This is a genomic window from Psychrobacillus sp. NPDC093200 (assembly GCF_050280345.1).
GTDB lineage: Bacteria > Bacillota > Bacilli > Bacillales_A > Planococcaceae > Psychrobacillus > Psychrobacillus faecigallinarum.
On sequence record NZ_JBNNVC010000001.1, the window covers coordinates 1212845 to 1239315 of the forward strand.

Sequence of the window (26471 nt, forward strand, 5' to 3'; positions counted from 1 at the left end):
GAAAATATCTATTTTTTAGATAGATATTAGAGGTTTGTTGCAAAAGTGTTACAGGTGCCTGGCACCTGTAACACTTTTGTTTATATTATTACAAAGATTAGTGGAATGATTAACATATGGAGAATTCGGAATAGGATATACTTTCGAATAGATATCCCTGCTTTTTGGGCAAGTACAATAATTTGCATATGAATACTTAAGCCACTAAATGCAATGATAAGAGCAACAACAAAGGGCAAAGAAGTAGATCCAGAAAGTATATCTCCCGCAAGGCTTATTCCTCCAGTCATTTCAAAAAATGATGATACAAACACTAGAGCGAAGGAGGAAATAGAAGGAATGATTTCTTTTAAGGATTCAAAAACGATATAGCTGACAGTTGTAAAAAATATAACGGTCGTCCCAATAAGCAATAGTATTTGAGAGGTTTCTCTAATACTTTCTTGGAATGGAGATCCACTTATTACTTTTTCATGGTTATTCATTTGAATAGGCTTTGAAAAAATAATGAATACTAGGAGGAACAAAATATTTACCACATGAATGATGATTAACAATTTAAGTCCTGCTATCTCGGCGTTAAATATTTCAATTCCTACAAATCCAATAACAAACATGGGACTCGGTGCATGACAGATAGCCAACAGCCAGCTCGCATTTCTTGCATTTAATGTGCCTATTTCTTTTAAAGAAGAGATAATAGCTGCTCCGCTTGGAAAGCCTCCTAGAGCAGTCAGGAGGTAAATATTAAAATAAAGTTTAAATTTGTTCTCAGTCTTTAAAAATCCTTGTTGGGAGCGAATGAACATCTGAGTAATAACTAAATAAGGCAATAAATAGGGCATGAGAGCAGTAGTAAAGATGCGCATACCCTCTAAGGCACCCTTATGTGAAACCCCTGGCTGCAAGAATAGGAGAATAATTAGTGCCCAACTGCCAATCGTAACAATAATATGCATTCTAATTCATTCCTTGTCTTCTAAAGAGAAAAATGCCTTTTCTCTCAAGCTTAGTTTTATAGTTGCTCAGTTTTTATGAGCTGTGTGTTCATTTTTACTCCCGTCATTAGTAAAATTTTCTTGATATGTTTTGTCAGTCAAAAATGTAAGTGATAAACTTATACTTACATTTAATTATTTATGAAAGAGAGGGATAACTTATGAAGAAGATTAAACCAATCATCCTTCTTTTTGTTGTTGTAATCATTTTAGTGCTGGGCTTCTATCCAATGGAATCCTATATTTCTAGACCAGGTGGAGCTTATGAGCTTACGCCATTCGTTGAGGTCGATGGCGGAGATAAAGATGATGAAGGAACTTTTAGTCTTTTGACAATTGCCTTGTCCAAGGCGACACCACTGACGTATGCCTATGCCAAAGTAATGGATAGTCAAAAAATTTATAAAGCCAATCAAATTCGTCAAGAAGATGAGGATGAAGAGGAGTATAATGTCCGTCAATTAAAGCTTATGTCTGATTCTCAATTTAATGCTATTTCGGTAGCCTTCGATCGGGCTAAAAAACCTTTTACGGTTATTAACCATGGCATTTTTATTTTTAATGTTATAGATGGCGGTGGAGCAGACAATATCCTTAAAGCCGGGGATAAAATATTAGAAATGGATGAATTAACTGATTTGACAGGTGAGATCATCGCTGACTATCTGGCAAGTAAAAAAGAGGGCGATAAAATTCGTTTGAAGGTCGAAAGAGATGGAGATGAGCTGACAAAGGAGGTAACCCTTAAGGCGGTGCCAGGAGTGCTTGAAAAGGCAGGAATCGGTATTTCCTATACGGAAAACAAGGTAGTGGAAACTACCCCTGTAGTTGAGATTCATTCTGAAGATATTGGTGGACCATCTGCAGGTCTAATGTTTACTCTTGAAATTCTAAATCAGTTGCTACCAGAAGACATTACAAAAGGCTACAATATTGCTGGAACTGGTGAAATGTTACCAGACGGTACAGTTGGAAGAATTGGTGGAATTGATTTAAAGGTGATTGCGGCAGACAAAAAGGGAGCAGAAATAATGTTTGCTCCTGATGATGAGATTGCAGAGGAAATTCTTGCTAAAAATCCTGATCTAATTTCTAATTATGAAGAGGCTGTGAAATCTGCAGAAAAAATAGGCACAAAGATGAAAATTGTGCCTGTGAAAACTATTGATGACGCACTAGCTTATTTAGATAAGCTGGAGCCCAAATGATTATTGACGGAAAGGAATTTGACGAAAATCGCTTCCAACCATAGATGCTCCATAATTTGTTTGAAGACCCAAATAATAAAGATTTGCAGCTTTAATATCAAGTTGGAGTAGTATATTTTCCTTGCTTGCAGCCACTCTACTAACTAGAGGGAGCTGCAAGTCTTTTTTTATGGATTGCAGATAGGCTTGACCACTACTACTCATCGCTAGTGGACGAATATATGTCGGATACTCTATCGCTCTTAACTGCTCCCAAGTAAAATCAGTATAGATATGTGTCAGCATTCTTTGAATCCTTGTCCATGTGAAGCGTTTTGACTTAATTTGCTCCATGAAAGGCTGGAAGTGTTCATTCTTGACAGCGGCATTCCAAATTGCATTTTCTATCCCTTCTGTAACCTCAGCATATTTAGCTATGCTTTTTTTGTTCTGACGCAAAATAATTAACCTTAATAAAGGATAAAAGCGTTCCCAGCTACCGAAGTTTTCTGCATGCTCTAACCAATGCTCCAGACCAGCAATACTTGTTGATGGTAAAAAAGAATGAACCTTGGATAGCTCTTTCTCTTCAAAAAGCACCTTTCGAATTCCAGTTGCACTTGCAATGGATTCTGTTTCCCTCGCATCATCGTGGTAATTGGCAACTATTCTTTGTATAGTCGCAGGCTGAATTGGTGAATTTAATTGACGCGCTGCTTCAAGGTAGTGAAAGCCTAAAATGTTATTTGGCTTAGAGAGATCTACAAGTGGTTCTTCAGAATACCGTGAAATACTTTTGTATGCCTCGTTTAAAGCCTTTGGATAACTGATCCCTTGCTTCACAAATTGAGAAATAGCCTCGTTATACTCTATTTTTTTGGAAGAAAGCAAATTATACGTATGTTCAAAGGATGCTATGGATCCCTCCTCGCTTCCAAAACAAAAAGTATCACATTTTAGAGCGTCTAATAGGAAAATAGCTCCCTTAGCAAAATCACTTGCTTGAGCAGTGGCAAATGCATACGGTAGCTCTACAATTAAATCTACTCCAGCGTCTAAAGCCATTTTAGCTCTAGTCCATTTGTCCACAAGGGCAGGTTCTCCTCGTTGGAGGAAATTGCCCGACATGACAGCAATTGTTATGTCGCTAGATGTCTGAATTTGAGATTGCTTTAAATGATGTAAATGACCATTATGAAATGGGTTATATTCAACGACAATTCCTGTAGCCTTCATGATTTCCATTCCCTTCTTTTTTAAAGGTAAAAATATTTAATTTCTTGTTATCTAGTTTCTTTACTTTGCCCATCGAGTTCAAATGGGTAAAAAGCTGCGCAAGCAAATCTAAAATAAGTGCGTTTACTGTTGCTGAGAAAATGCCTACTCACAATTTCTCCTCTACTTGTTGGGGGTATAGAAAGGCGCTGGCGTATTTAGTGTTTCTAGCCAGATTTTCATTGGTGGAGCCATCTGAATCTTTAATTCGTCTGTTAAAAATATATGGAATGCATTTACTTTCCTTACTGAAAGTATAATGTTAAAATAAAGTAGTGACAAGAAATTATCTTGACATCTAAAACCAGTCATTATATAATCAACTTTGTTGTCTTGAGGTGATAATCGTATGAAATGGGCAATTCATCAGCTATCCAAATATCGTGAGAACGGTCTAGAATTAGATGAATTCGTGGAACTCGAAAATGTGAAGAAACGAAATCAGGACGTTCGAAAGATTTCACCCGTTCATGTAAAAGGGCACTGCACATTTGGTGCAGCGCAAATGACTTGTCATTTTCAGCTTTCAGGAACTCTAACATTACCATGTGCACGCACTTGGGAAGATGTAGAATATCCATTTGAGATTCAATCTGATGAAGTATTCAGTTGGTCTGATAGTGCACTCGCTTCTGCAAGAGCGTATGATAATTTTCATGTTGTAGAAGGGGATGTCATTAATGTCGACCCTGTTCTAGAAGAACTAGTTCTTTTAGAAATACCATTGCAAGTGTATAAAGAAGGTGCAGACCAATTTAAACACGAGGGTGGTACAGGCTGGAGCTACACAACAGATGAAGATCTGAATGATTTGCAAGAAGATGAACAACCAAAATTGGATCCAAGACTTGCTGAATTAGCTAAGTATTTTGATCAAACAGACGAATAATAGATCTGTAAGGAGGTGCCACCAATGGCAGTACCAGCTAGAAGAACTTCTAAAACTGTAAAAAGAAAACGTCGTACACATTTTAAATTATCCGTACCTGGTATGGTTGCTTGTTCAAATTGTGGTGAAATGAAATTGGCTCACCGAGTTTGTAAATCATGCGGTCAATACAAAGGGAAAGAAGTAGTGAGCAAATAATACAGTATTTGTTCCTTAAAAGGCTACCAAAGAGACCATGGCTCTTCGGTAGCCTTTTTCTCTATATTCATTTTAGGAGGTACGTTTTGTGGCTTATACAATGATAGAAAAAGAAGGCATCCTATTTTTTGAAATTAATCGACCAAATATACATAACGCTATCAACTTAGAAGTAATAGAAGGATTTAGACAGCTTGTTAATAATGTTAGAACAAACAAAACTTTTAAGCTGGTCGTTATTACAGGTGTAGGTGAAAAATCATTTTGCTCAGGCGGAGACTTGTCCGTTTTTCATAAGCTAAAAACTGCTGAGGAATCTTATAGTATGTTAAGTACTGTCGCTGAGGTGCTTTATGATGTGGCTACGCTAGAGGTTCCGACAGTTGCCTTAATCAATGGAACAGCAGTTGGCGGAGGCTGCGAGATAGCTACATTATGTGACTATAGACTTGTTAAAAAAGAAGCGAAATGTGGTTTTATTCAAGGAAAATTAGCGATTACCACTGGATGGGGTGGTGGAACATACCTTTTTGAAAAAGGAATGCGCTATGACAAAGCTTTAACAATGCTAACTGAAGCAACTCCATATGATTCAAATGAGCTTCTATCAATCGGTTGGGCTACTGATCTCTTTGAGGGGGATAAATTAGATGCACTCAATGAATTTATCGCAAAAATGATTGTTCCTCATTCAACAGTTTTGAAGGCATACAAAAAACAACTCATAAGAAAATGGGAGCAATCTCAATTATTCGAGAGAATAATGGAGGAAGTAAAAGAATGTTCAATTCTTTGGGAGGCAGATGTGCACCATGAGGCAGTAAATTCTTTTTTAACAAAAAAGAAGTAAAATAAGAGTCTATTTATACCCACTTTGCATATATTAATAAAAAAGCAAAGGGTGATTAATGTGAATGTTAAATTGAGAAAAGATAGCTGGACCCTCGAAGAAGACAATCTACTAAAAGAAATAGTATTAAAAAAGATTGAACAAGGCCACACCCAAATCTCCGGATTCCAGGAAGCAAGTGTTTTGTTAGGACGTTCTAAACAGGCTTGTGCATTTAGATGGAACAAAAATCTTCGCCCACAACTTTTCCCAAAAGAAGATTCCCCGAAGGAAGAAAGCTACAAGGAAACAGTAACTGATCCCTCTTCCCTTCAAAACCATTTGCAGCTTGCAATGCAAAGCTATGACCAGATGAAAAATTCCTATGATGAAATATCTACTGCGTATAATTTACTGAAAAGAGATTACGAGGTATTAGTGAACTGGGCCAAACAAGGTGTTCAACATATAGACAGAAATTAGCCAAGAAGTCTCTAAATTATAGAGACTTTTTATTATGGCTTCGACCATGTTAGCTTTCGAGGGGAGATGACAACTTTGTTACAGGTGCCTGGCACCTGTAACAAATTCATCATCTAGTAAACAGGAGGAATTTACCCATTTTTAGGATGAAAGTTGAATTCGCTTTCATTTATCGTATAGACTAATAGGGGGGAGAAATTTTTTGACAAAGGGGAGATACATATGAAAAAGCTATTAATAGCAAATAGGGGAGAAATTGCAAGACGTATTATTAAAACATGCAAACGGTTGAATATTGAGACAGTCGCTATTTATTCGGAGGCGGATGAACAGTTGCCTTATGTAAAAGAGGCTGATTATTCTTTTCATATCGGACCAAGCCAGGTACAGCAATCGTATTTAAAAGCAGACGAAATCATTGAACTGGCAAAGAGAGAAGGCGTTGACGCTATTCACCCAGGCTATGGTTTTCTATCAGAAAATGCAGAGTTTGCTAGAAAAGCGGAGGCTGCTGGGATTAAATTCATTGGACCTAAGCCCGAAACAATTGAAAAAATGGGTGATAAGATTGAGTCACGTATAACAATGATTAAAGCAAATGTTCCAGTAGTTCCGGGTACGGAAGAAGGGCTTAACTCTTTAGAGGCTGCACTAGAGGCAGCTAATCAAATTGGCTACCCCATTATGCTGAAGGCAAGTGCAGGTGGCGGTGGAATTGGAATGATTAAATGTGATGATGAGGCGACTCTTAGCAAGCATTTTGATTCCATTAAAACAAGAGCAAAATCCTATTTTGGAAGCGATATAGTATTTTTAGAAAAATTTATAGAGGCTTCACGGCACATTGAAGTACAAATCTTCGGAGATACAAAAGGAAATATTGTTCATTTGTTCGAGCGTAATTGCTCTGTACAAAGAAGAAATCAAAAAGTATTGGAGGAATCTCCATCTCCTAACTTTCCTGAGGAAGCTCGTTTAAAACTATATGAAGCAGCAGTAAACGCAGCTAAAGCGGTCGATTATGTAAATGCTGGTACTGTTGAATTTATCGTAGATCAAGAGCATCAATTTTATTTTCTAGAGATGAACACGCGCTTACAAGTGGAGCATCCTGTCACAGAAGCAGTAACGGGCTTTGACTTGGTAGAATGGCAGCTAAAGGTTGCTGAGGGAGAGGAGTTGCCTGTTAAGGAACAGCAAAATATTACTTCCAATGGGCACGCGTTTGAATTTAGAATCTATGCTGAAGATCCAAAAACATTTTTCCCTTCTCCGGGAACTATCTCGACTCTTTCATGGGGAGACCTGACTGAGGTGCGAGTAGATGCTGGGTATGAGGAAGGTGATAAAGTAACGCCTTTCTATGATCCGATGATCTCAAAAGTCATTATCCATGCAGATAACAGAAAATTAGCAATTGAGAAAGCACAAAAATTGTTTTCTTCTGCTAAAATAGAAGGAGTAAAAACTAATATTCCACTGTTTAATCAGTTTTTACATGATAGTAACTTTACAAGTGGAATATATTCAACGTCCGTTTTAGGGGAATGGATGGCCAAACAAAGGGAGGAAATTTAAAAATGAAGAATTTAGAATCAACAATGGCAGGGACAGTATTTACAGTAAATGTAGCAGTTGGTGAAGAAGTAGAGGCAGGACAAGTAGTAATGGTTCTTGAATCGATGAAAATGGAAATACCAGTAGAAGCAGACACTTCTGGGAAGGTTTCAGAAATCAAAGCACAAGTTGGAGACTTCGTTAACGAAGGTGACGTATTAGTAACCTTTGAATAAGTTTTTAGTTTGTAATTATTCAAGATAATTAAAACAGAGGATACCACTTACATTGGTAGTGCTCTATTGAATATTATTGGAATTGACGCAACTATGTATAAAATCATTGTTTAGTAGTTTATTCTATCAAGTTTGTATCAGTCGGTGGAATGACCGGCTGAAACTACTTGAATTGGGGGTTTTGCAAAGTGGGAGAAACAAAAGGGTATAACGAAAAATTAGAAGAAAAGCTATCGTCCATATATGCAGGGGGACATTCTAAATATCATGAAAAAATGAAGGAACAGGGCAAGTTATTCGTTCGTGACCGTCTTAAGCTATTATTTGATAATGGAGAATACGTTGAGGATGGTCGCTTTGCAAACGTGGAGGCTAGTGACCTACCAGCGGATGGCGTAGTTACTGCTACTGGTAAAGTGAATGGGCAAACTGTTTGCGTAATGGCAAACGACTCAACAGTAAAAGCGGGGTCATGGGGCTTTAGAACAGTTGAGAAAATAATTCGTATACAAGAAATTGCTGAAAAAAATAGAGTGCCTTTGTTATATTTAGTTGATTCTGCTGGTGCTCGTATTACAGACCAGTTGGCTATGTTCCCTAATCGCAGGGGGGCGGGAAGAATCTTCCATAATCAAGTAAGACTTTCTGGGTTTATCCCTCAAATCTGCTTGTTGTTTGGACCTTCTGCTGCTGGAGGAGCATATATTCCAGCATTTTGTGATATTGTATTCATGGTAGAAGGCAATGCCTCTATGTATTTAGGTTCTCCACGTATGGCTGAAAAAGTTATTGGGGAAAAGGTTACATTAGAAGAAATGGGCGGTGCAAGAATGCACTGCACAGTAAGTGGAGTTGGCGATGTCCTTGTATCAACAGAAGAAGAAGCAATTGAAGAGGCGAAAAAGTACTTAAGCTATTTCCCTGCTAACTACACAGAAAAGCCTAAAAAAATAGAACCTAAGGACATTAAAGTTGGCAGAACGCTTGAAGCAATTATTCCAGAAAATCAAAATGCTCCTTTTGATATGTACGAGGCAATTGATGCTCTAATAGATGAGGGTTCGTTCTTTGATGTTAAAAAACTTTTTGCTCCTGAGTTAATTACTGGATTCGCTCGAATTGAAGGACAAGCTGTTGGCATTATAGCTAACCAACCTAAAGCAAAAGGCGGAGTACTATTTGTTGATTCGGCAGACAAGGCAGCTAAATTTATTTCGCTTTGTGACGCTTTCTCTATCCCTTTATTGTTCTTAGCAGATGTGCCAGGATTTATGATTGGAACCAAAGTGGAACGAGCAGGAATTATCCGTCACGGAGCAAAGCTAATTGCAGCCATGAGCTCAGCAACAGTACCTAAAATTTCGGTAATTGTACGTAAAGCATATGGGGCTGGATTATATGCTATGGCAGGCCCTGCATTTGAGCCTGATGTGTGTATTGCTCTTCCAACAGCTCAAATTGCTGTTATGGGACCTGAGGCTGCTGTAAATGCGGTCTATTCAAACAAGATTGAAGCAATTGAGGATCCAAAAGAGAAACTGAAGTTTGTTCAGGAAAAGCATGCAGAATATAAGGAAGAAATTGATATTTATAAACTTGCTTCCGAAATGATTATTGATGAGATTGTTAAGCCAAGTGATCTACGCAATGAATTGGCTAACCGTTTAAGATATTATGAAAATAAAGAAATAACAATTGCACCTCGAAAACATCCAGTACTTCCTGTATAATCTTTTTTAACTAAGGTCTACCCTAGAGGTAGGCCTTTTTCAAAGGATATATATTTTTTTCAAGGTTTATATTTGTCGTTTAACATAGGACTTGTACTTTGCTTAAAGAGTTTCTTAAACAAAATGCAATAAATAATATAGGGAGGAAATGAATTTGCGCATTGGAATTGTAGGGGCGGGAGCAATAGGTATGTTATTTGGTGGCTATTTATCAAAGCATGGACATGACATAACCTTTTTAGTAAGAAATAAAAACATAGAACAACTATACATACAGCAAGAAAATTTGTCTGAGCCAGAGCCGATTAAATGTCAAATAGTCTCTTCAATAGCAACTATGAATCAAATGGAGTTAATTATAGTGGCAGTGAAATACCACCATCTCTCTTCCTTAAAAAAAGATTTAGACTCCTTACCAAGAGAAATTCCTCTAATGTTTATACAAAATGGTTTACTCCATATACAATTTATAGATACTTTAAAACAATCAAACATTATACTTGGGTCTGTGCTTCATGGAGCGACCAAAAGTAACCCCGCTACAGTCCAACATTTAGGAGTCGGTGTGACATCAATAGGGATATATAAAGGGAAATGGACATCTCTAGAGCAATTCCTACATAGTAATATAGAAAATTTCCCTATTCAATATTCTCAAAATATATACCAAATCCTGTTTAAAAAAGCATTGCTTAATAGTTTAATAAATCCACTGACGACAATTGCTCATGTACAAAACGGAGAGCTTATTAAAAATGAATCGTATAAAGAGATATTACGAAGTATTTATGAAGAAAGTTTAGAGGCATTCGTTGAGTGCAAGGAACTTTTATCGTGGGAGGAAGTAGTGTCACTCTGCCAAAATACAGAAAAAAACTACTCATCTATGTTAAAGGATTATCAAAGTGGTCGTATCATGGAAGTGGAGACCATAGTGGGAGCGATTTTAAGAGAAGCTGAAAATAGAAATAAAGCCTTACCAATCTTAAATACTTTTTATTTATTGTTAAAAGAAATGAATAAAGCAGGTGAATGACATTATTAATCTAATTTCTGCATTTATTTTAATTCCAGCCATTTTATTTATATTTACTTTCGCAGTTGCTAAGTATGCTCTAAAGAAACGAAAAAAGTCTATTGGAATTGCGGCAGACATTACTACTTTTCTATTATTTTTCTCTGTATCCATCGTTTTCAATATTGTTTTTGTTAAGGAGATAGGCTTTTTAATCATAATTATTGCCATCCTGATAGCCACGCTACTAACTATTTTGGAATGGCGTAGCAAAAAAGAAATAGAGGTCCAACCATTACTCCGTAAAATATGGAGGCTATTTTTTATTTTGCTTTGCGTTACTTATGCACTTTTATGGTTAATCGGAGTAATCCGATATGTTTTAAAGTATATAAGCTAATAATTTTTATCTCTTTATCATGAAATGATATACTCTAAAAGGATTATATTAAAGAGGTGGAAAATCGTGCGATTAGAGCAATACACACAACCATTTGTTTCCTCATTCTATCAAACATATTTAGAGGATACTGAAAGCCTATCTTCATTCTTTCACTATAACTGGAACCAAGAGGCTTTAAACAAAAGAATTCAGGAAACTGATTTTACTAATCATAAAAGAACCGAACTGGTAGAAGTAATTACTAGCTATATGAACATGTTTGGAATTTCAGAAAAAAGTAAAAAGCATTTAGAGGAATTGAAAAATAATGGTGTGGTTGTAATTGGCGGACAGCAGGCAGGTTTACTGACAGGCCCTATGTATTCCATCCATAAAGCAATTTCTGTAATTGCTCTTGCAAAGCAACAAAGAGAAATACAAGGAGTACCAGTAATTCCTGTATTTTGGATTGCGGGCGAAGATCATGATATCGATGAAATTAATCATATTTACATAGAGAAAAGTAGAATGCTTCATAAGCTCGTCTTCCCTGAAAAATCAAAGTTAAAGAAAATCGCCTCTGAAACAACATATACGAAAGAAATGATGATTGTATATTTAGAGGAAATTTTCAAAAGCTTACCTGAAACAGCATACACAAAAGATCTATATAATAAATTCGTTATTCTTATAGATGAACATTCAACCTATACATCTTTCTTTACGGCAATAATGAATGAATTGTTTAATGAAGAAGGATTGCTGATGATTGATGCTGCGTATAAGCCACTTCGTGAATTAGAATCAGCTTTTTTTCAAGAAATGATTAACCGCTCGGCTGAATTAGGATCATTAGTTTTTCATCAAGAGCAAAAGCTTGAACGATTAGACTACGGAACGCCAATTCAAGCGAAAGAAACTGCAGCAAACCTGTTTTATGTAGAGGATGGCGAACGATTCCTTCTAGAGAGAGAAAACAATCTTTTTATACATGAAGCAAAAGGTATTGCCTTTACAAAAGAGGAACTTCTCCTTATCGCTCAAAATACCCCTGAAAAGCTTAGCAACAACGTAGTTACTCGTCCAATTATGCAGGAAATGGTTTTTCCTGTTTTAAGCTTCATCGGCGGTCCTGGCGAAATTGCGTATTGGGCAACCCTAAAGCCGGCATTTGAATTATTCGATATGAAAATGCCAGTTATAACACCAAGACTTAGCGTAACACTTGTTACACCTAAGGTTCAGACGATTCTTAAGAAACTTGAATTTTCAGTTCCAGATGTATGGAGTGGAGTAGTGGGACAATCTAAGGTACAGTTTATCGAACAAAATAGAAATGAAGATATTCCAAAATACATCCAGTCTATTAAGGATGAGCTGTCCAATAAGTATGAAAAGCTTGAGGAACTACTACTAGAAAACGATCTTAAGTTAACACCTTTAGTAGAAAAAAACTTGAATTTTCATTTCAAACAGCTTACCTTTATCGACCATGCTGTGGAAGATACACTTTTATCTAAATTAGATTCGTCTATTTATCGTTACGACCAATTAATGATGGAGTTAATGCCTAACGATGGTTTACAGGAAAGAGTTTACTGTCCTGTTCAAGTGTTAAATGAAATGGGTCCAACTCTCATCCAGGAATTGTTGCAAATTCCATACAAATTCAATGGTAAGCATCAAGTAGTTTTTCTATAAGGTTTATCAATTCCCCACCTTAACTGGTGGGGGATTTTTTCGTTTTTGTAGCTTTGAGCGTTTACTTTGATATGTACGGTGTTATTTTGGTGAATGGATAGATTTCTCGTCGCCCTCAACTATAGGATTATCTATTATTCTATTATTTTCGCTAATTACAAAAATAGTAAGAATGATAATTTGGTATTTTTTTAGGATTAGAAAAATTGCTTATTTCTCGGTGGTAATTATACATTCAGCATAACTCAGTGTCATTAAGAAACCTATAAAGACGAGAAGAATGAATATCTTTTTTTGATTTGAAAAATATATTTCAGTTTTCATTTAAATTTATTCTAAATTTAATATAAAACAGGTTTATATTTTATGAATACGGGTATGCTTTTTATCTTATAAAACCCTGTCGTATTCGCTCTAAACTTGTTTCAACAAGTACTTATTACGCATTTTGAAAAATTGTATGCTTATTTAAGAAAAAAATGTGGAGGAAAGTGGAGGGATGTGGTATGTTATTGACATAAAGTGGGGTGAGTAGCATGTTCATGGGCGAATACCAGCATAACGTCGATCCTAAAGGGAGAATAATCATACCTTCTAAATTTAGAGAGCATTTAGAGGAATGTTTTGTTTTAACCCGTGGTCTTGATAATTGCTTATTTGGTTATCCTATGAATGAATGGCGAAAGCTCGAAGAAAAGTTAAAAGAACTACCCGTTACTAAAAAAGATGCACGGGCATTTACTCGTTTTTTCTTTTCTGGTGCCACTGAGGTAGAAATTGATAAGCAAGGCCGCATTAATATACCGAATAATCTTCGGTCTTATGCAAAGATGGACAAGGAGTGTATTATCCTTGGTGTTTCTAATCGTTTAGAGATATGGGCTAAGGAAGCATGGGAAACATACTTTGAAGACTCTGAGGATTCATTTAACGATATTGCAGAAAATATGATCGGCTTTGATATATAAGAAATGGAGGGAAGAGCTTGTTTCATCATACAACAGTATTACTCCACGAGACGGTAGATGGACTAGCTATTCGTCCCGATGGAATCTATGTAGACTGCACGCTAGGCGGAGCAGGTCACAGTGAGTATTTAGTAAAACAGCTTAATGAAAAAGGTAGATTAATCTGTTTCGACCAAGATACCGTAGCAATAGAAAATGCAAAGATTAAGTTAGCGCCATACCTAGAGCAAGTAACGTTTGTTCATGCGAACTTTCGATACTTAAAAGAATCATTATATGATTTAGGAATAGAAAAGGTCGATGGGATTTTATACGACTTAGGAGTTTCTTCTCCTCAGCTAGATACCCCTGAACGAGGCTTTAGCTATAACTACGATGCCCCTCTTGATATGAGAATGGACCAAACAAGCGAACTAACAGCCTATCATGTGATCAATGAATGGCCCTATGAAAAATTAGTTAAAATCTTTTTCCGTTATGGAGAAGAAAAGTTTTCTAAGCAAATTGCTAGGAAAATTGAACAGGCAAGAGAAGTATCACCTGTCGAAACTACCTTCCAGCTAGTAGAGTTGATCAAAGCAGGAATACCAGCTGCAGCTAGGAGAACAGGTGGTCATCCTGCAAAACGAATTTTTCAAGCAGTTAGAATTGCGGTTAACGATGAGCTTGGAGCAGCGGAGGAATCTCTGGAGGACGCAATACAGCTTATTAAAGTAGGTGGAAGAATAAGTGTGATTACCTTCCATTCCTTAGAGGACAGACTTACTAAGACTATTTTTAAAGAAGCTTCATCTTTACCAAACTTACCGCCAAACTTGCCGGTCATACCTGCAGGAATGGAGCCAATGTTAAAGCTAGTTACTAAAAAGCCTATTTTGCCGTCTGAGGCTGAGCTAGAAGTTAATAATCGTTCAAGATCTGCTAAGCTACGAATTGTGGAAAAACTAATCGAAAAGGGAAGTGTTTAAATGGCTTTACGTAATTACCAATCCGAACCATACATAGCTAGGCCTTCTTTTCCGGAGCAACCACCACAACCAAAGAAGCCAGCAATACAGAAAAGTAAAATATTTTCAAAAGGTGAAAAAGTTTTGTTTTTAGGTTTATTAAGCATTGTTACTATTCTGTCTTTAATGATTGTCCAAACTCAATCAACTGTAAGAGCAACTACAAAGGATATATCCTTACTAGAACAACAAATAGATACTACTTCAAAAGAAAATACAGACTTGTCCATACAAGTGCGTGAATTATCTACCTATGATCGAATTTGGAAAAAGGCGGAGGAACTCGGCTTGAAACTAAATGAGCAAAATGTAAAGGTAGTACCAGGACAATGAATAAGAAATTTCGTTTTCAATGGGGAGCCTTTCTAATGTTTTTACTTTATGGAGGGCTCTTTTTTGTATTACTTAGCCGCTTCGTATTTATTCAAGTGACAGGAACAGCAGAAGGACAGTCTTTGGCAACTAAGGCAGAATCTAAATATAATAGAGTTCAAGAAATTCCAGCGAGCAGAGGAGAAATTCTAGATCGCAATGGGGAAGTCATCGCTGAAGATACACTTAGTTATAAAATGATTGCAGTTACTAGGGAAGATGTATCTAACAACAGTTCTATTCCTCGTCATGTAGTAGATCCAGGGGATACAGCAAACATACTTGCTGAATATATAGACCTCCCACAGGAAGAAATACTAGAAATATTGAACAATGGAATAGAAAAGGACAAGTATCAGGTAGAGTTTGGGAAAGCTGGACGGGATTTAAGTCACCAAAAAATGTTAGAGATTAAGAGTTTAGAATTACCTGGAATTATGTTTATCCAGGATTTAAAAAGATTATATCCTAACGGCACTTTTGCTTCTCATTTAATCGGATTTGCTTTAAAGGAAGAAACAGAGGATGGCAAATCTAAAGCGGTTGGTAAAATGGGACTAGAATATATTTACGACAAAGCACTAACTGGGACACCTGGAAAAGTGGAATATCAAAGCGACACAAAAGGGTTTTTACTTCCTAAGGCAGACAAAATGGTCACAGATGCACAAGACGGCTATAACATTCATTTAACACTAGATAAAACGATAGAAAACTTTCTAGAAGATGCTATGAATAAAGCAGAAGAAAAGTATAAGCCAGAAAAAATGACAGCAATCGTTGCAAATGCTAAAACTGGAGAGATTTTAGCGATGTCTCAAAGACCAACATTTGAACCTAATACACGCGAAGGACTATCAACTAACTGGTTAAATGAAGCAATAGAGCAAACAATAGAACCAGGTTCCACGATGAAGATTTTTACACTTGCCTCTGCAATAGAGGAGGGTGTCTGGAATCCAAATGAAAAATTTAAATCGGGTACTTATAAAGTGTTTGACCGTACAATTAGAGACCATAACAATGGGTTAGGTTGGGGACCAATTTCATATTTAGAGGGTTTCCAAAGGTCTTCTAACGTTTCTATGGCTTTTTTACTAAATAAGATTGGCGATGAAACCTTTATAGAGTATATTCGTCGTTTTGGTTTTGGGCAGCCCACGGGTATAGACCTTCCAAATGAAGCAGCTGGAATTGTAAATGATAAATATCCTATCAATAGAGTTACCACTACCTATGGGCAGGGAGTAACTGTAACGCCAATTCAAATGGTTCAAGCTATGACAGCTATTGCAAATGAAGGTACTATGATGCAACCATTTGTTATTGATAAAATTGTAAATCCCAATACAGGCGAAATTATCGAAGACAATGAACCAGTTGAAAAGAAATCTCCAATTTCAGCTAGTACTGCAAATCAGGTGAAGGACATTTTAGAAAGCACAGTTACTTCGGATCATGGAACTGCCCAACGATTCAAGCTAGAAGGATATACTTCTGCAGGTAAAACTGGTACAGCTCAAATTCCAAAAGGTGATGGTTCCTATTTATGGGGGAGACAATTATTCCTATACTCATTCTTAGGTATGGCGCCGGTAGAGGACCCACAGTTAATAGTTTATGTAGCAGTTCATAAACCTAAGATTAAAGATACGGAAGTAGGTTCTCAGCCAGTAGCAGAGATATTTAATTCCGTTACAGAAAGTAGCTTAAAGTATTTAAACATAGAACCTGAAAATCTTGAATTGTCTAAGCCTATTACAATGCCAGATTTAGTTGGAAAAAATTTGGTTGATATCCAAATGGATTTAGAAGCACAAGGCTTGAAAACTGTTATAATTGGTCAGGCGGATAAGGTTGTTGAACAATATCCTAAGGCGGGTACTTCAGTTATTTCTAAAGGAACGGTCTTTGTTAAAGGTAGTGGGGAAATACAGCTTCCTAACTTTAATGGTTGGTCTAAAAGAAATCTAATGATTTATAAGTCACTTTCTGGACTACCTATTGAAATAATTGGTGATGGTTATGTTTCTAAGCAAAGTTTAACAGCAGGATCAATTGTTACAAGCGAGACACCGATAGTTGTTCAACTATCTACTCCTCAGGAAGTAGCTGATCCAGTCGTAGAAAAAGAAGAAACAGAAGAAGTCGAAGAAACAGAGCAACTACCACAAGACTAGAAGAGTGATAGAATAGTTACTGACGTTTTTTCATAAGCTATCTAAAACGGGCTAAAGGAGAAAACTTTATATCTAAACTTAAGCAAGTTATTCGATTACGGATGATATGGATTATCACGCTTCTGTTGTTTATAGCGGTAGCAGGAAAGCTTATTCAGCTTCAGTTTGTCCAATTTGAGGAACTAACTACTAAAGCGAAGGAAAGTTGGGACAGAGAATTACCCTATGCTTCCGAGAGGGGTAATATACTCGATAGAAATGGTGAGGTAATTGTTGGGAATAAGCTATCACCAACTCTATTTTATATGCCATCTCAAAACAAAGAGCCTGACAAGGTTGCAGAAGAGATAGCTCCACTATTAGAGGTAGAAGAGCAAAAATTATACGACCAAATTAACAAAAGAGCATATCTTGTTAAAATAGCTCCTGATGGAAAAAATATTACCTCTGATTTGGCTATGCAAATTCAAGATAAAAATATTAAAGGATTGTATGCTGGGATTGACTATGTAAGAGATTACCCGCATGGCAGAATGTTGTCCAGATTACTTGGTTTTACTGGATATGATGCACAGGGACTTGCTGGGATTGAATATCAATACGATTCCGTACTGAAGGGGAAAGAATCAGCCATTCGTATGTTTACGGATGCAAAGGGGATTCCACTTCCCCATGTAGATGACGGCTGGAAAAATGGACAAAATGGCAACCATGTTCAGCTGACTATTGATATGAAGATACAGACTGTTGTAGAAAGAGAACTGTCTCAAGCTATGGACAAATATGAAGCTACTCAAGGTATTGCTATAGTAATGAATCCAAACAACGGGGAAATTCTTGCGCTTGCTTCCGCACCGAACTTTGATCCGTCCTCCTATCAAGAAGTCGATTCTACTGTTTATAATCGTAACTTACCAGTTTGGATGACTTTTGAGCCAGGATCTACATTTAAAATTATTACATTGAGCGCAGCCTTAGAAGAAAATGTGGTGGATTTAGACAATGATCATTTCCATGATGCAGGTTATACGATAGTAGAGGGTGCGAGATTGCGATGCTGGAAGCGTCAAGGACATGGCAGTCAGACATTTTTGGAGGTTGTTGAAAATTCCTGCAACCCAGGCTTCATAGAATTAGGCAGAAGAGTTGGACCTGATAAGCTTTCAGAGTACATTAAAAAATTTGGTTTTGGTCAATCCACTGGTTCTGGAATGGCTGGAGAATCCTCGGGTATTCTATTTAGCAAGGATGCATACGGACCTGTCGAACATGCTACGACTTCTTTTGGTCAAGGTATCTCTGTAACACCAATCCAACAAGTACAGGCAGTTGCTGCTGCTATTAATGGCGGTTATCTATATAAGCCATATATCGTAAAAAATATATTGGATGGAGAAACAAAAGAAGTTTTATCGAAAGCTGAACCGGAGATGAAAACTCAAGTAATTTCGGAGGCTACATCTCAAAAGGTTCGTGAGGCTCTTGAACATGTTGTGGCCCATGGATCTGGAAGAAATGCTTATCGAGACCAATTGCGTATCGGTGGAAAAACTGGGACTGCACAAAAGGTTCAAAACGGTCGATACATGGAAGGGGAATATATTGTTTCTTTCATTGGTTTCGCGCCAGCTGATAACCCAGAGCTTATTGTATACGTGGCGATTGATAATCCTAAACATAGCACACAGTTCGGAGGAGTTATAGCAGCGCCAATTGTTGGTCAAATAATTGAAGATTCACTTGAAGTTACTGGCAGTGGTACTCAGCTAGAAAAAGATTACAGATGGGGTGACGTCCAAACTGTTAGAGTTCCTGACTTAGTAGGTACCAAAAGAAAAGAAATTACATCTTATATGTATCCATTTAAAATTGTTTGGCACGGGGATGGGGATGAAATTTTAACCCAATTACCTAAAGAAAACAGTCTTATTCCGTTAGATGGGACGATACATGTTTACACAAAATAAAAATAACTATAGTACATTCGTAAATAGTTGTGCGTATTTAAGGAGATTTTTTTATGACATTGTCTACAACGATTATTACACTTATTGTTAGCTTTCTAGTATCTGTTTTACTTGCCCCGATTATTATTCCTTATCTAAGAAAAATGAAATTTGGGCAGAGTATTAGAGAAGAGGGCCCAGAGTCTCATCAGAAAAAAGCTGGTACACCTACAATGGGAGGATTAATATTTTTAATCTCCATTATTGTGACAACGCTTGCCATTTCCTTTATTTTTGACAAAATTACTACTCAATCCATTGTATTACTATTAATATTAGTTGGATTTGGATTAATAGGTTTCTTGGATGACTTTATAAAAGTAGTTTTAAAACGAAATTTAGGTTTGACTTCATGGCAAAAGCTAATCGGTCAAATCATTGTAGCGATTATCGGCTACTTCTTATTAAAATTAGGACCATTTGATACATCCTTGTCTATACCGTGGACAGATATTAGATTCTCATTAGGTCAATTTTATGTGGCTTTTTTAGTCTTCTGGCTAGTTGGTTTCTCCAACGCAGTAAATCTATCGGATGGACTAGATGGCTTAGTATCTGGTACAGCATCAGTGTCATTCGCTACTTTCGGTGTACTTGCATTAATCTACGAACAAACAGACATAGCAATTTTCACATTTAGTGTAGCAGGTGCTTTGCTAGGCTTCCTGTTGTTCAATAAAAACCCAGCAAAGGTATTTATGGGTGATACTGGTTCTCTTGCTTTAGGTGGAGCATTAGCAATGGTATCTATTCTTGTAAAACAAGAAATTCTTTTACTTATAGTGGGGATTATATTTGTAATAGAAACTTTATCGGTTATTTTACAAGTTATCAGCTTTAAAACAACTGGAAAGCGAATATTTAAGATGAGTCCTATTCATCATCACTTTGAATTGTCTGGCTGGAGTGAGCGTAAAGTTGTAACGACCTTTTGGGCAATTAACTTTATTTCGGCAATGATTGTAGTAATCATGGAGGTAATGTAAATTGAATCAGCTACCATTTGTGTATCATAAAAAAATTCTCGTGCTAGGCTTAGCCAAAAGCGGAACAGCTGCTGCGGAAATCCTACATGACTTAGGAGCATTTGTAACGGTCAATGACTCCAAGCCTTTTGAACAAAATGAAAACGCTCAATATCTCCTATCTAAAGGCTTGACTGTAATTTGTGGGAGCCATCCAGAGGACTTATTGGACGAAGGGTTTAGCTTGATAGTAAAAAATCCAGGAATTCCTTATACAAATTCTGTGGTTGCAGAAGCTATTAAAAGAAATATTCCTGTCTGGACAGAGGTAGAGCTTGCTTATCGTATTAGTGAAGCTCCAATAATAGGTATCACAGGATCGAATGGTAAAACTACTACTACAACACTTATTTATGAAATGCTAGCACACGCTCATAAACAGCCATTAATCGCTGGTAATATTGGTACGGTTGCCTCTGGGGTAGCTAAAACGGCGACTAAGGAAAATTACATTGTAATGGAATTATCTTCCTTCCAATTAATGGGAACTGAACTATTAAAACCTAAAATAGCTGTGCTAATGAATTTATATGAGGCGCATTTAGACTATCATAAAACCTATAAGGAATACACCGATGCTAAATTCAATATTACTAAGAAACAAGATGATTCCGATTGGTTTGTTTATAATGGTGAACAAAAAATTGTTAAAGATTATGCAGAAAAAAGCTTAGCACAAAAGGTTCCTTTTTACGTGAGTAAAAAAACAACCGAAGGAATAAGTGCAGACGATCAGTATATATACTGGAATGGGGTGGAGCTTTTCGAACGCTCTATCATTGCTCTTCGCGGAAAGCATAATTTAGAAAATGTGTTAGCTGCAACTGCAACCGCTATATTGTTAGATTGCTCTTTAGAAAGCATCAAGGCAGTATTGCAATCCTTCCAAGGTGTCAAACATCGTACACAATTTGTTTTAGAATCTAATGGACGTAAATATTACAATGATTCTAAGGCAACAAATACGCTGGCTACTAAAAGTGCTTTAGCAGGCTTTACAGAGCCAGTAGTATGGATTGCTGGTGGGGTAGATAGAGGGCATTCCTTTGATGAACTTATTCCTTATCTTCCAAATGTCCGTGCTTTAGTACACTTTGGTGAAACTAGTGAAAGGCTCCAAAAGTTTGGTGAGGAGAACAACATTCCTTTTGTCAAAAAAGTGTCTAATTTGAAGGACGCTACAAGCTTAGCTGTAGAAGTCTCCCAAAAAGGTGATGTTGTTCTACTTTCGCCAGCTTGTGCAAGCTGGGATCAATATGAAAGCTTTGAACTGCGAGGAGATGAATTCATCGAAATCGTAAAGGCGTTATCGACAAGTTGAAAGGATGAAATAATCGAAAGATAAAAGAAAGTTATTATTCTTATCGTCTGTATTATTTTTATCTATTATCGGTATTTTGTTTGTACACTCTGCTGGCTCTTATTGGAGCGAGGTACATTATCAAGGACAAACACCGTTTGCTTTAAAACAAGGAATGTACCTAATAGTGGGAGTAGCCGGAGCATTTTTTATTCAAAATAAATCATTTTTGCGGCTTACCACATTTTGGCACGTTTTATATATCATATCGGTGGTATTGCTTATAGGGGTACTGATCCCAGGTATCGGTGTTGTACGGAATGGATCGCAAAGTTGGATATCACTTGGTTTCACAAATTTTCAGCCTGCGGAATTATCCAAAATTGCAGTGTTAGGAGTTTTAGCGCTAGCTTTAGCAAAAGAGCCTAAAAACAAAGGCAAACTATATATGAGAAGTGCTTTGTTGCTTTTGCTTCCAATTGGGCTTATTATGGTTCAGCCTGACTTTGGTTCAGCATTTGTATTAGTAGTAGCAGTCTTCATGCTTCTATTCGTTGCAGGACTTCCTTTAAAATTTTTCTTTGCTATTGGTTTGTCAGGTGTAATCGGTTTAGCTGCCCTAATTATTTCTGCCCCGTATAGGCTAGTTCGTATTCAAGCCTTTTTAGACCCTTGGAAAGACCCTCTTGGTTCTGGGTTTCAAGCTATTCAATCCTTACTAGCGATTGGTCCAGCAGGTTTGTTTGGTTTTGGATATGGTAACAGCCGCCAGAAATTTTTATACTTACCAGAGCCACAAAATGATTTCATTTTCTCTATCTTGTTAGAGGAAACAGGGTTTATAGGAGGGTTGATTGTTATTATGGCCTTTGTTGTCTTTTTCACAACCAGCTATACAATGGCGGCGCGAGCAAAGACACGAGAGGCTCAATTAATGATAGTCGCATTAACATCCTTGCTTGTAGTACAGACATTTTTAAATATGGGTGTTGTGACAGGCTTACTTCCGGTAACAGGGGTAACGTTACCTTTCATCAGTTACGGAGGGTCATCCTTAGTCATGACTTGGGGAATTATTGGAATTATTTTGAATTTGGCAAACACATCTGGTACAGAAGGGAGGCGGTAGAATGGAAAAAATCATCGATATTGAAGATCGTATACCCACTTTAAAAGAAAAAAGAAGACGTAGAACAAATAAAAAATTTTCCATTCTACTTTTTCTCTTTATCTTTACACTGCTCGTTGTTTTGTACTTCCAATCATCCTATAGTCAAATACAACAAATAGATTTGGAAGGATCTAATCTTTTCTCTAAAGAAGAATATATTAAACAGACAGGTTTGACGATTGGGGACTCTATGTGGAGCTTCAAGGAAAAAGATATAGAAGAAGCTTTAGAGAAAAGTGATTGGGTTGAAAATGTACAAGTTAAAAGGAAATGGCTTTCCAGCATACATATCCAGGTAGAAGAATATAAACAGGTTGGATATGTGGAAAGCGAGAATACTCTTCAAATAGTATTGGAGAATGGCAAAACGATAGCTCCAGAAGGACATATTGTTCCAATGGAGGGACCTATTATCACAGGATTCGAAAACGAAAAGATTCGATTACGTCTAATAAAAGAACTTAAAAAAATGAAAAATGAAGTATTATTGACGATTTCTCAAATAAGTTATGTACCGAAAGAGAATGACAAATATTCCATTCAGGTATACATGAATGACGGGAATGAAGTACAAGCCTTGATTCCATCTTTTTCGGAAAAAATGAATTACTACCCTTCGATAGTTTCGCAACTAAATCCAGATCAAAAGGGCGTAATCGATATGGAGGTAGGTTCATTTTTTGAACCTTATGTAGAGGTTTTTAACGAGACAACTGATGAGGAGGCGATTGAAGATGAAGAAGAGGAGGCTCCTTAATGTCCCTTTTCGAGGACGAATTCTGATTTCGCTGGTTAGTTTAGTTTTAGGTTTCATTCTAGCTTATTCCTACAGTTTGGCTTCTGCTGATAAAGAAACGGGCGGAAATAGCGATTATTCACTTGAGCTTGAAAAGTATAGGGAAAAGCTGATTGATCAGAAAGAAATGAACAAGGAATTAACAGAAGAAATAAATACAAAACAGCAAGAGATTAGAGAATATGAAAAATCGTTTGTGGAAAGTGAAGAAAGTGTTGAGGAGTTAGTAAAGGAGGCAGAGATGCTTCGTTTGTTAATGGGGGATATGCAGTCGCAAGGAAAAGGATTATCTATTTCGTTGCAGGATGGTGAATATAATCCCTCACAAGAAAATCCAAATGATTATATTGTTCATGAAAGTCACATATTCAAAGTGATAAATGAGTTAAAAATATCCGGCGCCGAGGCCATTTCTATTAATGGACAAAGGCTCCATGCACAATCGTACATAAGCTGTACTGGTCCTGTAATTACCGTGGATGGTAGAGCATTTCCTGCTCCTTTTGTTATAGAGGTAGTTGGAGATCCAAAGGTTTTACTAGCCTCTGTAAATTTAGGTGGTGGTGTTGTCGATCAATTAACAAGTGACAATATTGTAGTTACAGTAGAAGAAAAAAGTAAAATAGTCATGCCTGCTTTGCGAGGTGACCAAAATTAACAAAGGTGAAGGAGGCCGAATACATGAAAAAAACCGTCTATATTCGGTTTACTATAATTTTGTTAATCGTTGGTTTTATGATAGCAGTTCAATATAATACAGTAAAAGACCCAGAAACCCGTGATACACGAGATGTATGGGAAATACGACAAGAGCTAGCCACGGAAACACAGTTACATTCAGAACTGTTGTCAGAGGTTCGCGTTTTAGAGGAAACAGTAGGTAAGTATGAAAATATGGTCAATGCTAGTCCTGAAGTAGCTCTAAATGAAACAATTAAACAGTTAAAGCAAGAAATTGGTTTAGATGCGTTTAAAGGGCCAGGGCTGTCCATTACAATTGAGCCTTCTATAGAGAGTATGATTGTAGGAGAACAAATAGAAGAGATTTCTCCAGATTTGTTAATAAGACTCATAAACGAAATTAATCGTTTTAAAGCAGAAGCAGTAGAGGTGGATGGAAAACGGATTATTTATTCCACAGCTATTCGTGATGTAAATGGCAGGACTACTGTGAATAACCTGGCTATCAAAAAGGCCCCCTTCACCATTAAAATTGGGACGCTATCATTTGAGGATGCGAAAAAAATGTATAACCAGTTAGAAGCATCCCCTATCGGCGATGATTTCTATATAGATAATTTGAGACTGACAATAGGTCAACCTGAAAATATCATTACAATACCAGCGTTTGACCAGTCTGTAAATATGCAATTTTTACAAGAAGTTCCAGGGGGAGAGTAGTATTATGTGGTTGCCGTTTTTAGGTTTATTACTTGGGATTTCACTTGGTTTAATGACTGATATTCAAATTCCAGAAATATATGAGAGCTATCTATCCATTGCTGTTTTAGCAGCACTAGATACTTTGTTTGGTGGAATACGAGCACAATTACAGCATGTTTACGATGACAAAGTATTTGTTTCAGGTTTCTTCTTTAATATTGCATTAGCAGCTGCTCTTGCGTTTCTGGGAGTTCATTTAGGAGTAGATTTATATTTAGCGGCAATCTTTGCTTTTGGAGTTCGACTGTTTCAAAATATTGCTGTAATTCGTCGAATTTTATTAACTAAATGGGCAGAAAGAACAAAAAGATAATGATTTAAGTGTCAATTTACTATTTGTTTAGAAAATTTTAGACTTTATATGTTTTTTACAATAGAATAATAAATAAAGAGTTATTAGGAGGTGCCACGGGTGAATCAATCAGAATTGTACGTATCATTGGATATTGGATCGTCTTCCATTAAAGTATTAATAGGCGAAATGAGTGATGACTCGCTGCATGTAATAGGAGTAGGAAATGTTAAATCGAACGGTATACGAAAAGGCACCATTGTTGATATAGATGCAACTGTTCAATCCATTAAAAAGGCCGTTGGTGAGGCTGAGAGAATGATAGGGATGTCCATTCAAGAAATTGTGCTAGGTATACCCGCTAATTTAGCAAATATACAAAATGTCAAAGGTGTAGTAGCTGTCAATCGTGAGGACAGAGAAATAACAGATGCTGATTTAGATCGTGTATTAGAATCTGCACAGGTAATGTCTATCCCACCAGAAAGAGAACTTATTAACATAGCTCCAAAACAATTTATCGTGGATCACTTAGAAGAGATTAAAGACCCTCGAGGCATGATTGGTACTCGTCTTGAATTGGACGGTATAATGATGACTACATCAAAAACAATTTTACATAACGTTCTACGATGTGTGGAAAGAGCTGGTCTTCAAATTAGAGAGATTTACTTACAACCTTTGGCAGCAGGACATTTTGCATTAACAGAAGATGAAAAGAATCACGGAACCGCTTATATTGACATAGGTGGAGGTTCTACAACCATTGCTATTTTCAGAGAAGGGCATTTAGTTAATACTTCTGTTATACCTGTAGGTGGTGACCATATTACTAAAGATTTATCGATTGTGTTGAAAACACCAACTGAACAAGCGGAAATGATAAAATTAAGATATGGACATGCCTTTTACGATGATGCTTCAGATGATGAGTTGTTTGAAGTACCAGTTATTGGAGCAGACATGAAAGAACAATATTCCCAACGTTATATTGCCGAAATTATCGGTGTGCGCTTAGAGGAATTGTTCGAGTTAATCTTAGAAGAATTCTACCGCATGGGCTTGCAAGATCTACCGGGTGGAGTAGTAATTACCGGCGGTGTAGCTAAGCTTGAAGGTATTGGTCAATTAGCGAGACATATATTACAATCACGTGTCCGCCTATATACACCAGATTATATCGGCGTTAGGGAACCACAATATACAACAGCTGTTGGCCTTATAAGATATGCCTATAAAGAAGATCTTTTCTATGGTAAAATTGGCAATAGCCATGCATTATCTCAAACGGCACACAATGAAGTAGTAGCAAGTACTAAAAAACAAAAACAACCACAAAAAAATGCAAACAATGAGAACAAAGAGAGTGCAATGAGTAAAGCGAAGAAACTGTTTGACAAGTTCTTTGAATGAAAAAACTTTATCATAGTT

Annotated in this window: 25 protein-coding genes and 1 pseudogene; 24 read left to right on the top strand and 2 right to left on the bottom strand. The window is 36.8% G+C overall.

Annotation, left to right across the window (positions count from 1 at the left end; translation table 11 throughout):
* Positions 1 to 80: 80 nt before the first annotated feature.
* Positions 81 to 959, bottom strand: coding sequence for a hypothetical protein (locus ACQKNZ_RS05885; RefSeq protein ID WP_144537941.1), 879 nt, complete (start codon positions 957 to 959; stop codon positions 81 to 83).
* 200 nt (positions 960 to 1159) lie between these two features.
* On the opposite strand from ACQKNZ_RS05885, the gene ACQKNZ_RS05890 reads away from it, so the two are divergent.
* Entirely contained in the window at positions 1160 to 2206 is a 1047-nt protein-coding gene (locus ACQKNZ_RS05890; protein ID WP_154311189.1) for a SepM family pheromone-processing serine protease, read from the top strand.
* Here ACQKNZ_RS05890 and ACQKNZ_RS05895 read toward each other — a convergent pair whose 3' ends face one another.
* The gene (locus tag ACQKNZ_RS05895) at positions 2207 to 3421 is read right to left on the bottom strand and encodes a nucleotidyltransferase (protein WP_427658570.1); all 1215 of its coding nucleotides are present in this window, start codon (positions 3419 to 3421) and stop codon (positions 2207 to 2209) included.
* Positions 3422 to 3809: 388 nt separating this feature from the next.
* Here ACQKNZ_RS05895 and ACQKNZ_RS05900 point away from each other — a divergent pair, with 388 nt between their 5' ends.
* From ACQKNZ_RS05900 to ftsA, 23 genes and pseudogenes are all read left to right on the top strand, one after another.
* Complete coding sequence (locus ACQKNZ_RS05900) at positions 3810 to 4349, top strand: YceD family protein (protein WP_144537944.1); 540 nt, start codon at positions 3810 to 3812, stop codon at positions 4347 to 4349.
* Positions 4350 to 4373: 24 nt separating this feature from the next.
* Positions 4374 to 4547 carry a 50S ribosomal protein L32 gene (gene rpmF, locus ACQKNZ_RS05905; protein ID WP_144537945.1) on the top strand — a complete coding sequence of 58 codons (174 nt, stop codon included), beginning with the start codon at positions 4374 to 4376 and terminating at the stop codon, positions 4545 to 4547.
* An 88-nt stretch (positions 4548 to 4635) separates the two neighbouring features.
* Positions 4636 to 5397, top strand: coding sequence for an enoyl-CoA hydratase/isomerase family protein (locus ACQKNZ_RS05910; RefSeq protein WP_427658572.1), 762 nt, complete (start codon positions 4636 to 4638; stop codon positions 5395 to 5397).
* A gap of 60 nt (positions 5398 to 5457) precedes the next feature.
* The gene (locus tag ACQKNZ_RS05915) at positions 5458 to 5859 is read left to right on the top strand and encodes a hypothetical protein (RefSeq protein ID WP_186318124.1); all 402 of its coding nucleotides are present in this window, start codon (positions 5458 to 5460) and stop codon (positions 5857 to 5859) included.
* 222 nt (positions 5860 to 6081) lie between these two features.
* Entirely contained in the window at positions 6082 to 7437 is a 1356-nt protein-coding gene (locus tag ACQKNZ_RS05920) for an acetyl-CoA carboxylase biotin carboxylase subunit (protein WP_427658574.1), read from the top strand.
* A gap of 2 nt (positions 7438 to 7439) precedes the next feature.
* The gene (locus tag ACQKNZ_RS05925) at positions 7440 to 7652 is read left to right on the top strand and encodes an acetyl-CoA carboxylase biotin carboxyl carrier protein subunit (RefSeq protein ID WP_144537948.1); all 213 of its coding nucleotides are present in this window, start codon (positions 7440 to 7442) and stop codon (positions 7650 to 7652) included.
* A 188-nt stretch (positions 7653 to 7840) separates the two neighbouring features.
* Positions 7841 to 9382, top strand: coding sequence for an acyl-CoA carboxylase subunit beta (locus ACQKNZ_RS05930; RefSeq protein WP_427658576.1), 1542 nt, complete (start codon positions 7841 to 7843; stop codon positions 9380 to 9382).
* A 154-nt stretch (positions 9383 to 9536) separates the two neighbouring features.
* Positions 9537 to 10418, top strand: coding sequence for a 2-dehydropantoate 2-reductase (locus tag ACQKNZ_RS05935; protein ID WP_427658578.1), 882 nt, complete (start codon positions 9537 to 9539; stop codon positions 10416 to 10418).
* Positions 10411 to 10797 carry a DUF3397 family protein gene (locus ACQKNZ_RS05940; protein ID WP_427658580.1) on the top strand — a complete coding sequence of 129 codons (387 nt, stop codon included), beginning with the start codon at positions 10411 to 10413 and terminating at the stop codon, positions 10795 to 10797. Before ACQKNZ_RS05935 ends, ACQKNZ_RS05940 begins: the two co-directional genes overlap by 8 nt.
* Before the next feature lie 66 nt (positions 10798 to 10863).
* Complete coding sequence (gene bshC, locus ACQKNZ_RS05945) at positions 10864 to 12480, top strand: bacillithiol biosynthesis cysteine-adding enzyme BshC (protein WP_427658582.1); 1617 nt, start codon at positions 10864 to 10866, stop codon at positions 12478 to 12480.
* 536 nt (positions 12481 to 13016) lie between these two features.
* On the top strand, positions 13017 to 13448 hold the full coding sequence (gene mraZ, locus ACQKNZ_RS05950) for a division/cell wall cluster transcriptional repressor MraZ (RefSeq protein ID WP_151110644.1): 432 nt from the start codon (positions 13017 to 13019) through the stop codon (positions 13446 to 13448).
* 17 nt (positions 13449 to 13465) lie between these two features.
* Complete coding sequence (gene rsmH / locus ACQKNZ_RS05955; RefSeq protein WP_144537954.1) at positions 13466 to 14416, top strand: 16S rRNA (cytosine(1402)-N(4))-methyltransferase RsmH; 951 nt, start codon at positions 13466 to 13468, stop codon at positions 14414 to 14416.
* A complete protein-coding gene (gene ftsL, locus ACQKNZ_RS05960; protein WP_154311185.1) occupies positions 14417 to 14788 on the top strand; it encodes a cell division protein FtsL in 372 nt (123 codons plus the stop codon). It begins immediately after the preceding gene.
* Complete coding sequence (locus tag ACQKNZ_RS05965) at positions 14785 to 17007, top strand: penicillin-binding protein (RefSeq protein ID WP_260866601.1); 2223 nt, start codon at positions 14785 to 14787, stop codon at positions 17005 to 17007. Before ftsL ends, ACQKNZ_RS05965 begins: the two co-directional genes overlap by 4 nt.
* A 101-nt stretch (positions 17008 to 17108) precedes the next feature.
* Positions 17109 to 18974: a penicillin-binding transpeptidase domain-containing protein gene (locus tag ACQKNZ_RS05970; RefSeq protein WP_151110640.1), complete on the top strand. Its 1866-nt coding sequence runs from the start codon at positions 17109 to 17111 to the stop codon at positions 18972 to 18974.
* Positions 18975 to 19027: 53 nt separating this feature from the next.
* Complete coding sequence (mraY, locus tag ACQKNZ_RS05975) at positions 19028 to 19999, top strand: phospho-N-acetylmuramoyl-pentapeptide-transferase (protein WP_144537957.1); 972 nt, start codon at positions 19028 to 19030, stop codon at positions 19997 to 19999.
* Between the two features lies 1 nt (position 20000).
* Complete coding sequence (gene murD, locus ACQKNZ_RS05980; protein ID WP_427658586.1) at positions 20001 to 21359, top strand: UDP-N-acetylmuramoyl-L-alanine--D-glutamate ligase; 1359 nt, start codon at positions 20001 to 20003, stop codon at positions 21357 to 21359.
* A 49-nt stretch (positions 21360 to 21408) separates the two neighbouring features.
* Positions 21409 to 22467, top strand: a pseudogene (locus ACQKNZ_RS05985) (FtsW/RodA/SpoVE family cell cycle protein); the annotation flags it as partial.
* A 1-nt stretch (position 22468) separates the two neighbouring features.
* The gene (locus ACQKNZ_RS05990; RefSeq protein WP_427658588.1) at positions 22469 to 23266 is read left to right on the top strand and encodes a cell division protein FtsQ/DivIB; all 798 of its coding nucleotides are present in this window, start codon (positions 22469 to 22471) and stop codon (positions 23264 to 23266) included.
* A complete protein-coding gene (locus ACQKNZ_RS05995) occupies positions 23244 to 23963 on the top strand; it encodes a DUF881 domain-containing protein (RefSeq protein ID WP_144537961.1) in 720 nt (239 codons plus the stop codon). The genes ACQKNZ_RS05990 and ACQKNZ_RS05995 overlap by 23 nt, the downstream gene beginning before the upstream one ends.
* A gap of 23 nt (positions 23964 to 23986) precedes the next feature.
* Positions 23987 to 24706 (top strand): DUF881 domain-containing protein, encoded by a 720-nt coding sequence (locus ACQKNZ_RS06000; RefSeq protein WP_340862854.1) that lies wholly within the window; start codon positions 23987 to 23989, stop codon positions 24704 to 24706.
* A 4-nt stretch (positions 24707 to 24710) separates the two neighbouring features.
* Positions 24711 to 25061, top strand: coding sequence for a small basic family protein (locus ACQKNZ_RS06005; protein WP_144537963.1), 351 nt, complete (start codon positions 24711 to 24713; stop codon positions 25059 to 25061).
* A 99-nt stretch (positions 25062 to 25160) separates the two neighbouring features.
* Entirely contained in the window at positions 25161 to 26453 is a 1293-nt protein-coding gene (gene ftsA / locus ACQKNZ_RS06010) for a cell division protein FtsA (protein ID WP_144537964.1), read from the top strand.
* Positions 26454 to 26471 lie beyond the last annotated feature (18 nt).

Bases quoted from the DNA above. Each gene is read 5' to 3' on its own strand.
- ACQKNZ_RS05885 (WP_144537941.1), bottom strand. From the start codon at position 959: ATGCATATTATTGTTACGATTGGCAGTTGGGCACTAATTATTCTCCTA.
- ACQKNZ_RS05890 (WP_154311189.1), top strand. From the start codon at position 1,160: ATGAAGAAGATTAAACCAATCATCCTTCTTTTTGTTGTTGTAATCATT.
- ACQKNZ_RS05895 (WP_427658570.1), bottom strand. From the start codon at position 3,421: ATGAAGGCTACAGGAATTGTCGTTGAATATAACCCATTTCATAATGGT.
- ACQKNZ_RS05900 (WP_144537944.1), top strand. From the start codon at position 3,810: ATGAAATGGGCAATTCATCAGCTATCCAAATATCGTGAGAACGGTCTA.
- rpmF (WP_144537945.1), top strand. From the start codon at position 4,374: ATGGCAGTACCAGCTAGAAGAACTTCTAAAACTGTAAAAAGAAAACGT.
- ACQKNZ_RS05920 (WP_427658574.1), top strand. From the start codon at position 6,082: ATGAAAAAGCTATTAATAGCAAATAGGGGAGAAATTGCAAGACGTATT.
- ACQKNZ_RS05925 (WP_144537948.1), top strand. From the start codon at position 7,440: ATGAAGAATTTAGAATCAACAATGGCAGGGACAGTATTTACAGTAAAT.
- mraZ (WP_151110644.1), top strand. From the start codon at position 13,017: ATGTTCATGGGCGAATACCAGCATAACGTCGATCCTAAAGGGAGAATA.
- ftsL (WP_154311185.1), top strand. From the start codon at position 14,417: ATGGCTTTACGTAATTACCAATCCGAACCATACATAGCTAGGCCTTCT.
- ACQKNZ_RS05965 (WP_260866601.1), top strand. From the start codon at position 14,785: ATGAATAAGAAATTTCGTTTTCAATGGGGAGCCTTTCTAATGTTTTTA.
- ACQKNZ_RS05970 (WP_151110640.1), top strand. From the start codon at position 17,109: ATGATATGGATTATCACGCTTCTGTTGTTTATAGCGGTAGCAGGAAAG.
- mraY (WP_144537957.1), top strand. From the start codon at position 19,028: ATGACATTGTCTACAACGATTATTACACTTATTGTTAGCTTTCTAGTA.
- ACQKNZ_RS05990 (WP_427658588.1), top strand. From the start codon at position 22,469: ATGGAAAAAATCATCGATATTGAAGATCGTATACCCACTTTAAAAGAA.
- ACQKNZ_RS05995 (WP_144537961.1), top strand. From the start codon at position 23,244: ATGAAGAAGAGGAGGCTCCTTAATGTCCCTTTTCGAGGACGAATTCTG.
- ACQKNZ_RS06000 (WP_340862854.1), top strand. From the start codon at position 23,987: ATGAAAAAAACCGTCTATATTCGGTTTACTATAATTTTGTTAATCGTT.
- ACQKNZ_RS06005 (WP_144537963.1), top strand. From the start codon at position 24,711: ATGTGGTTGCCGTTTTTAGGTTTATTACTTGGGATTTCACTTGGTTTA.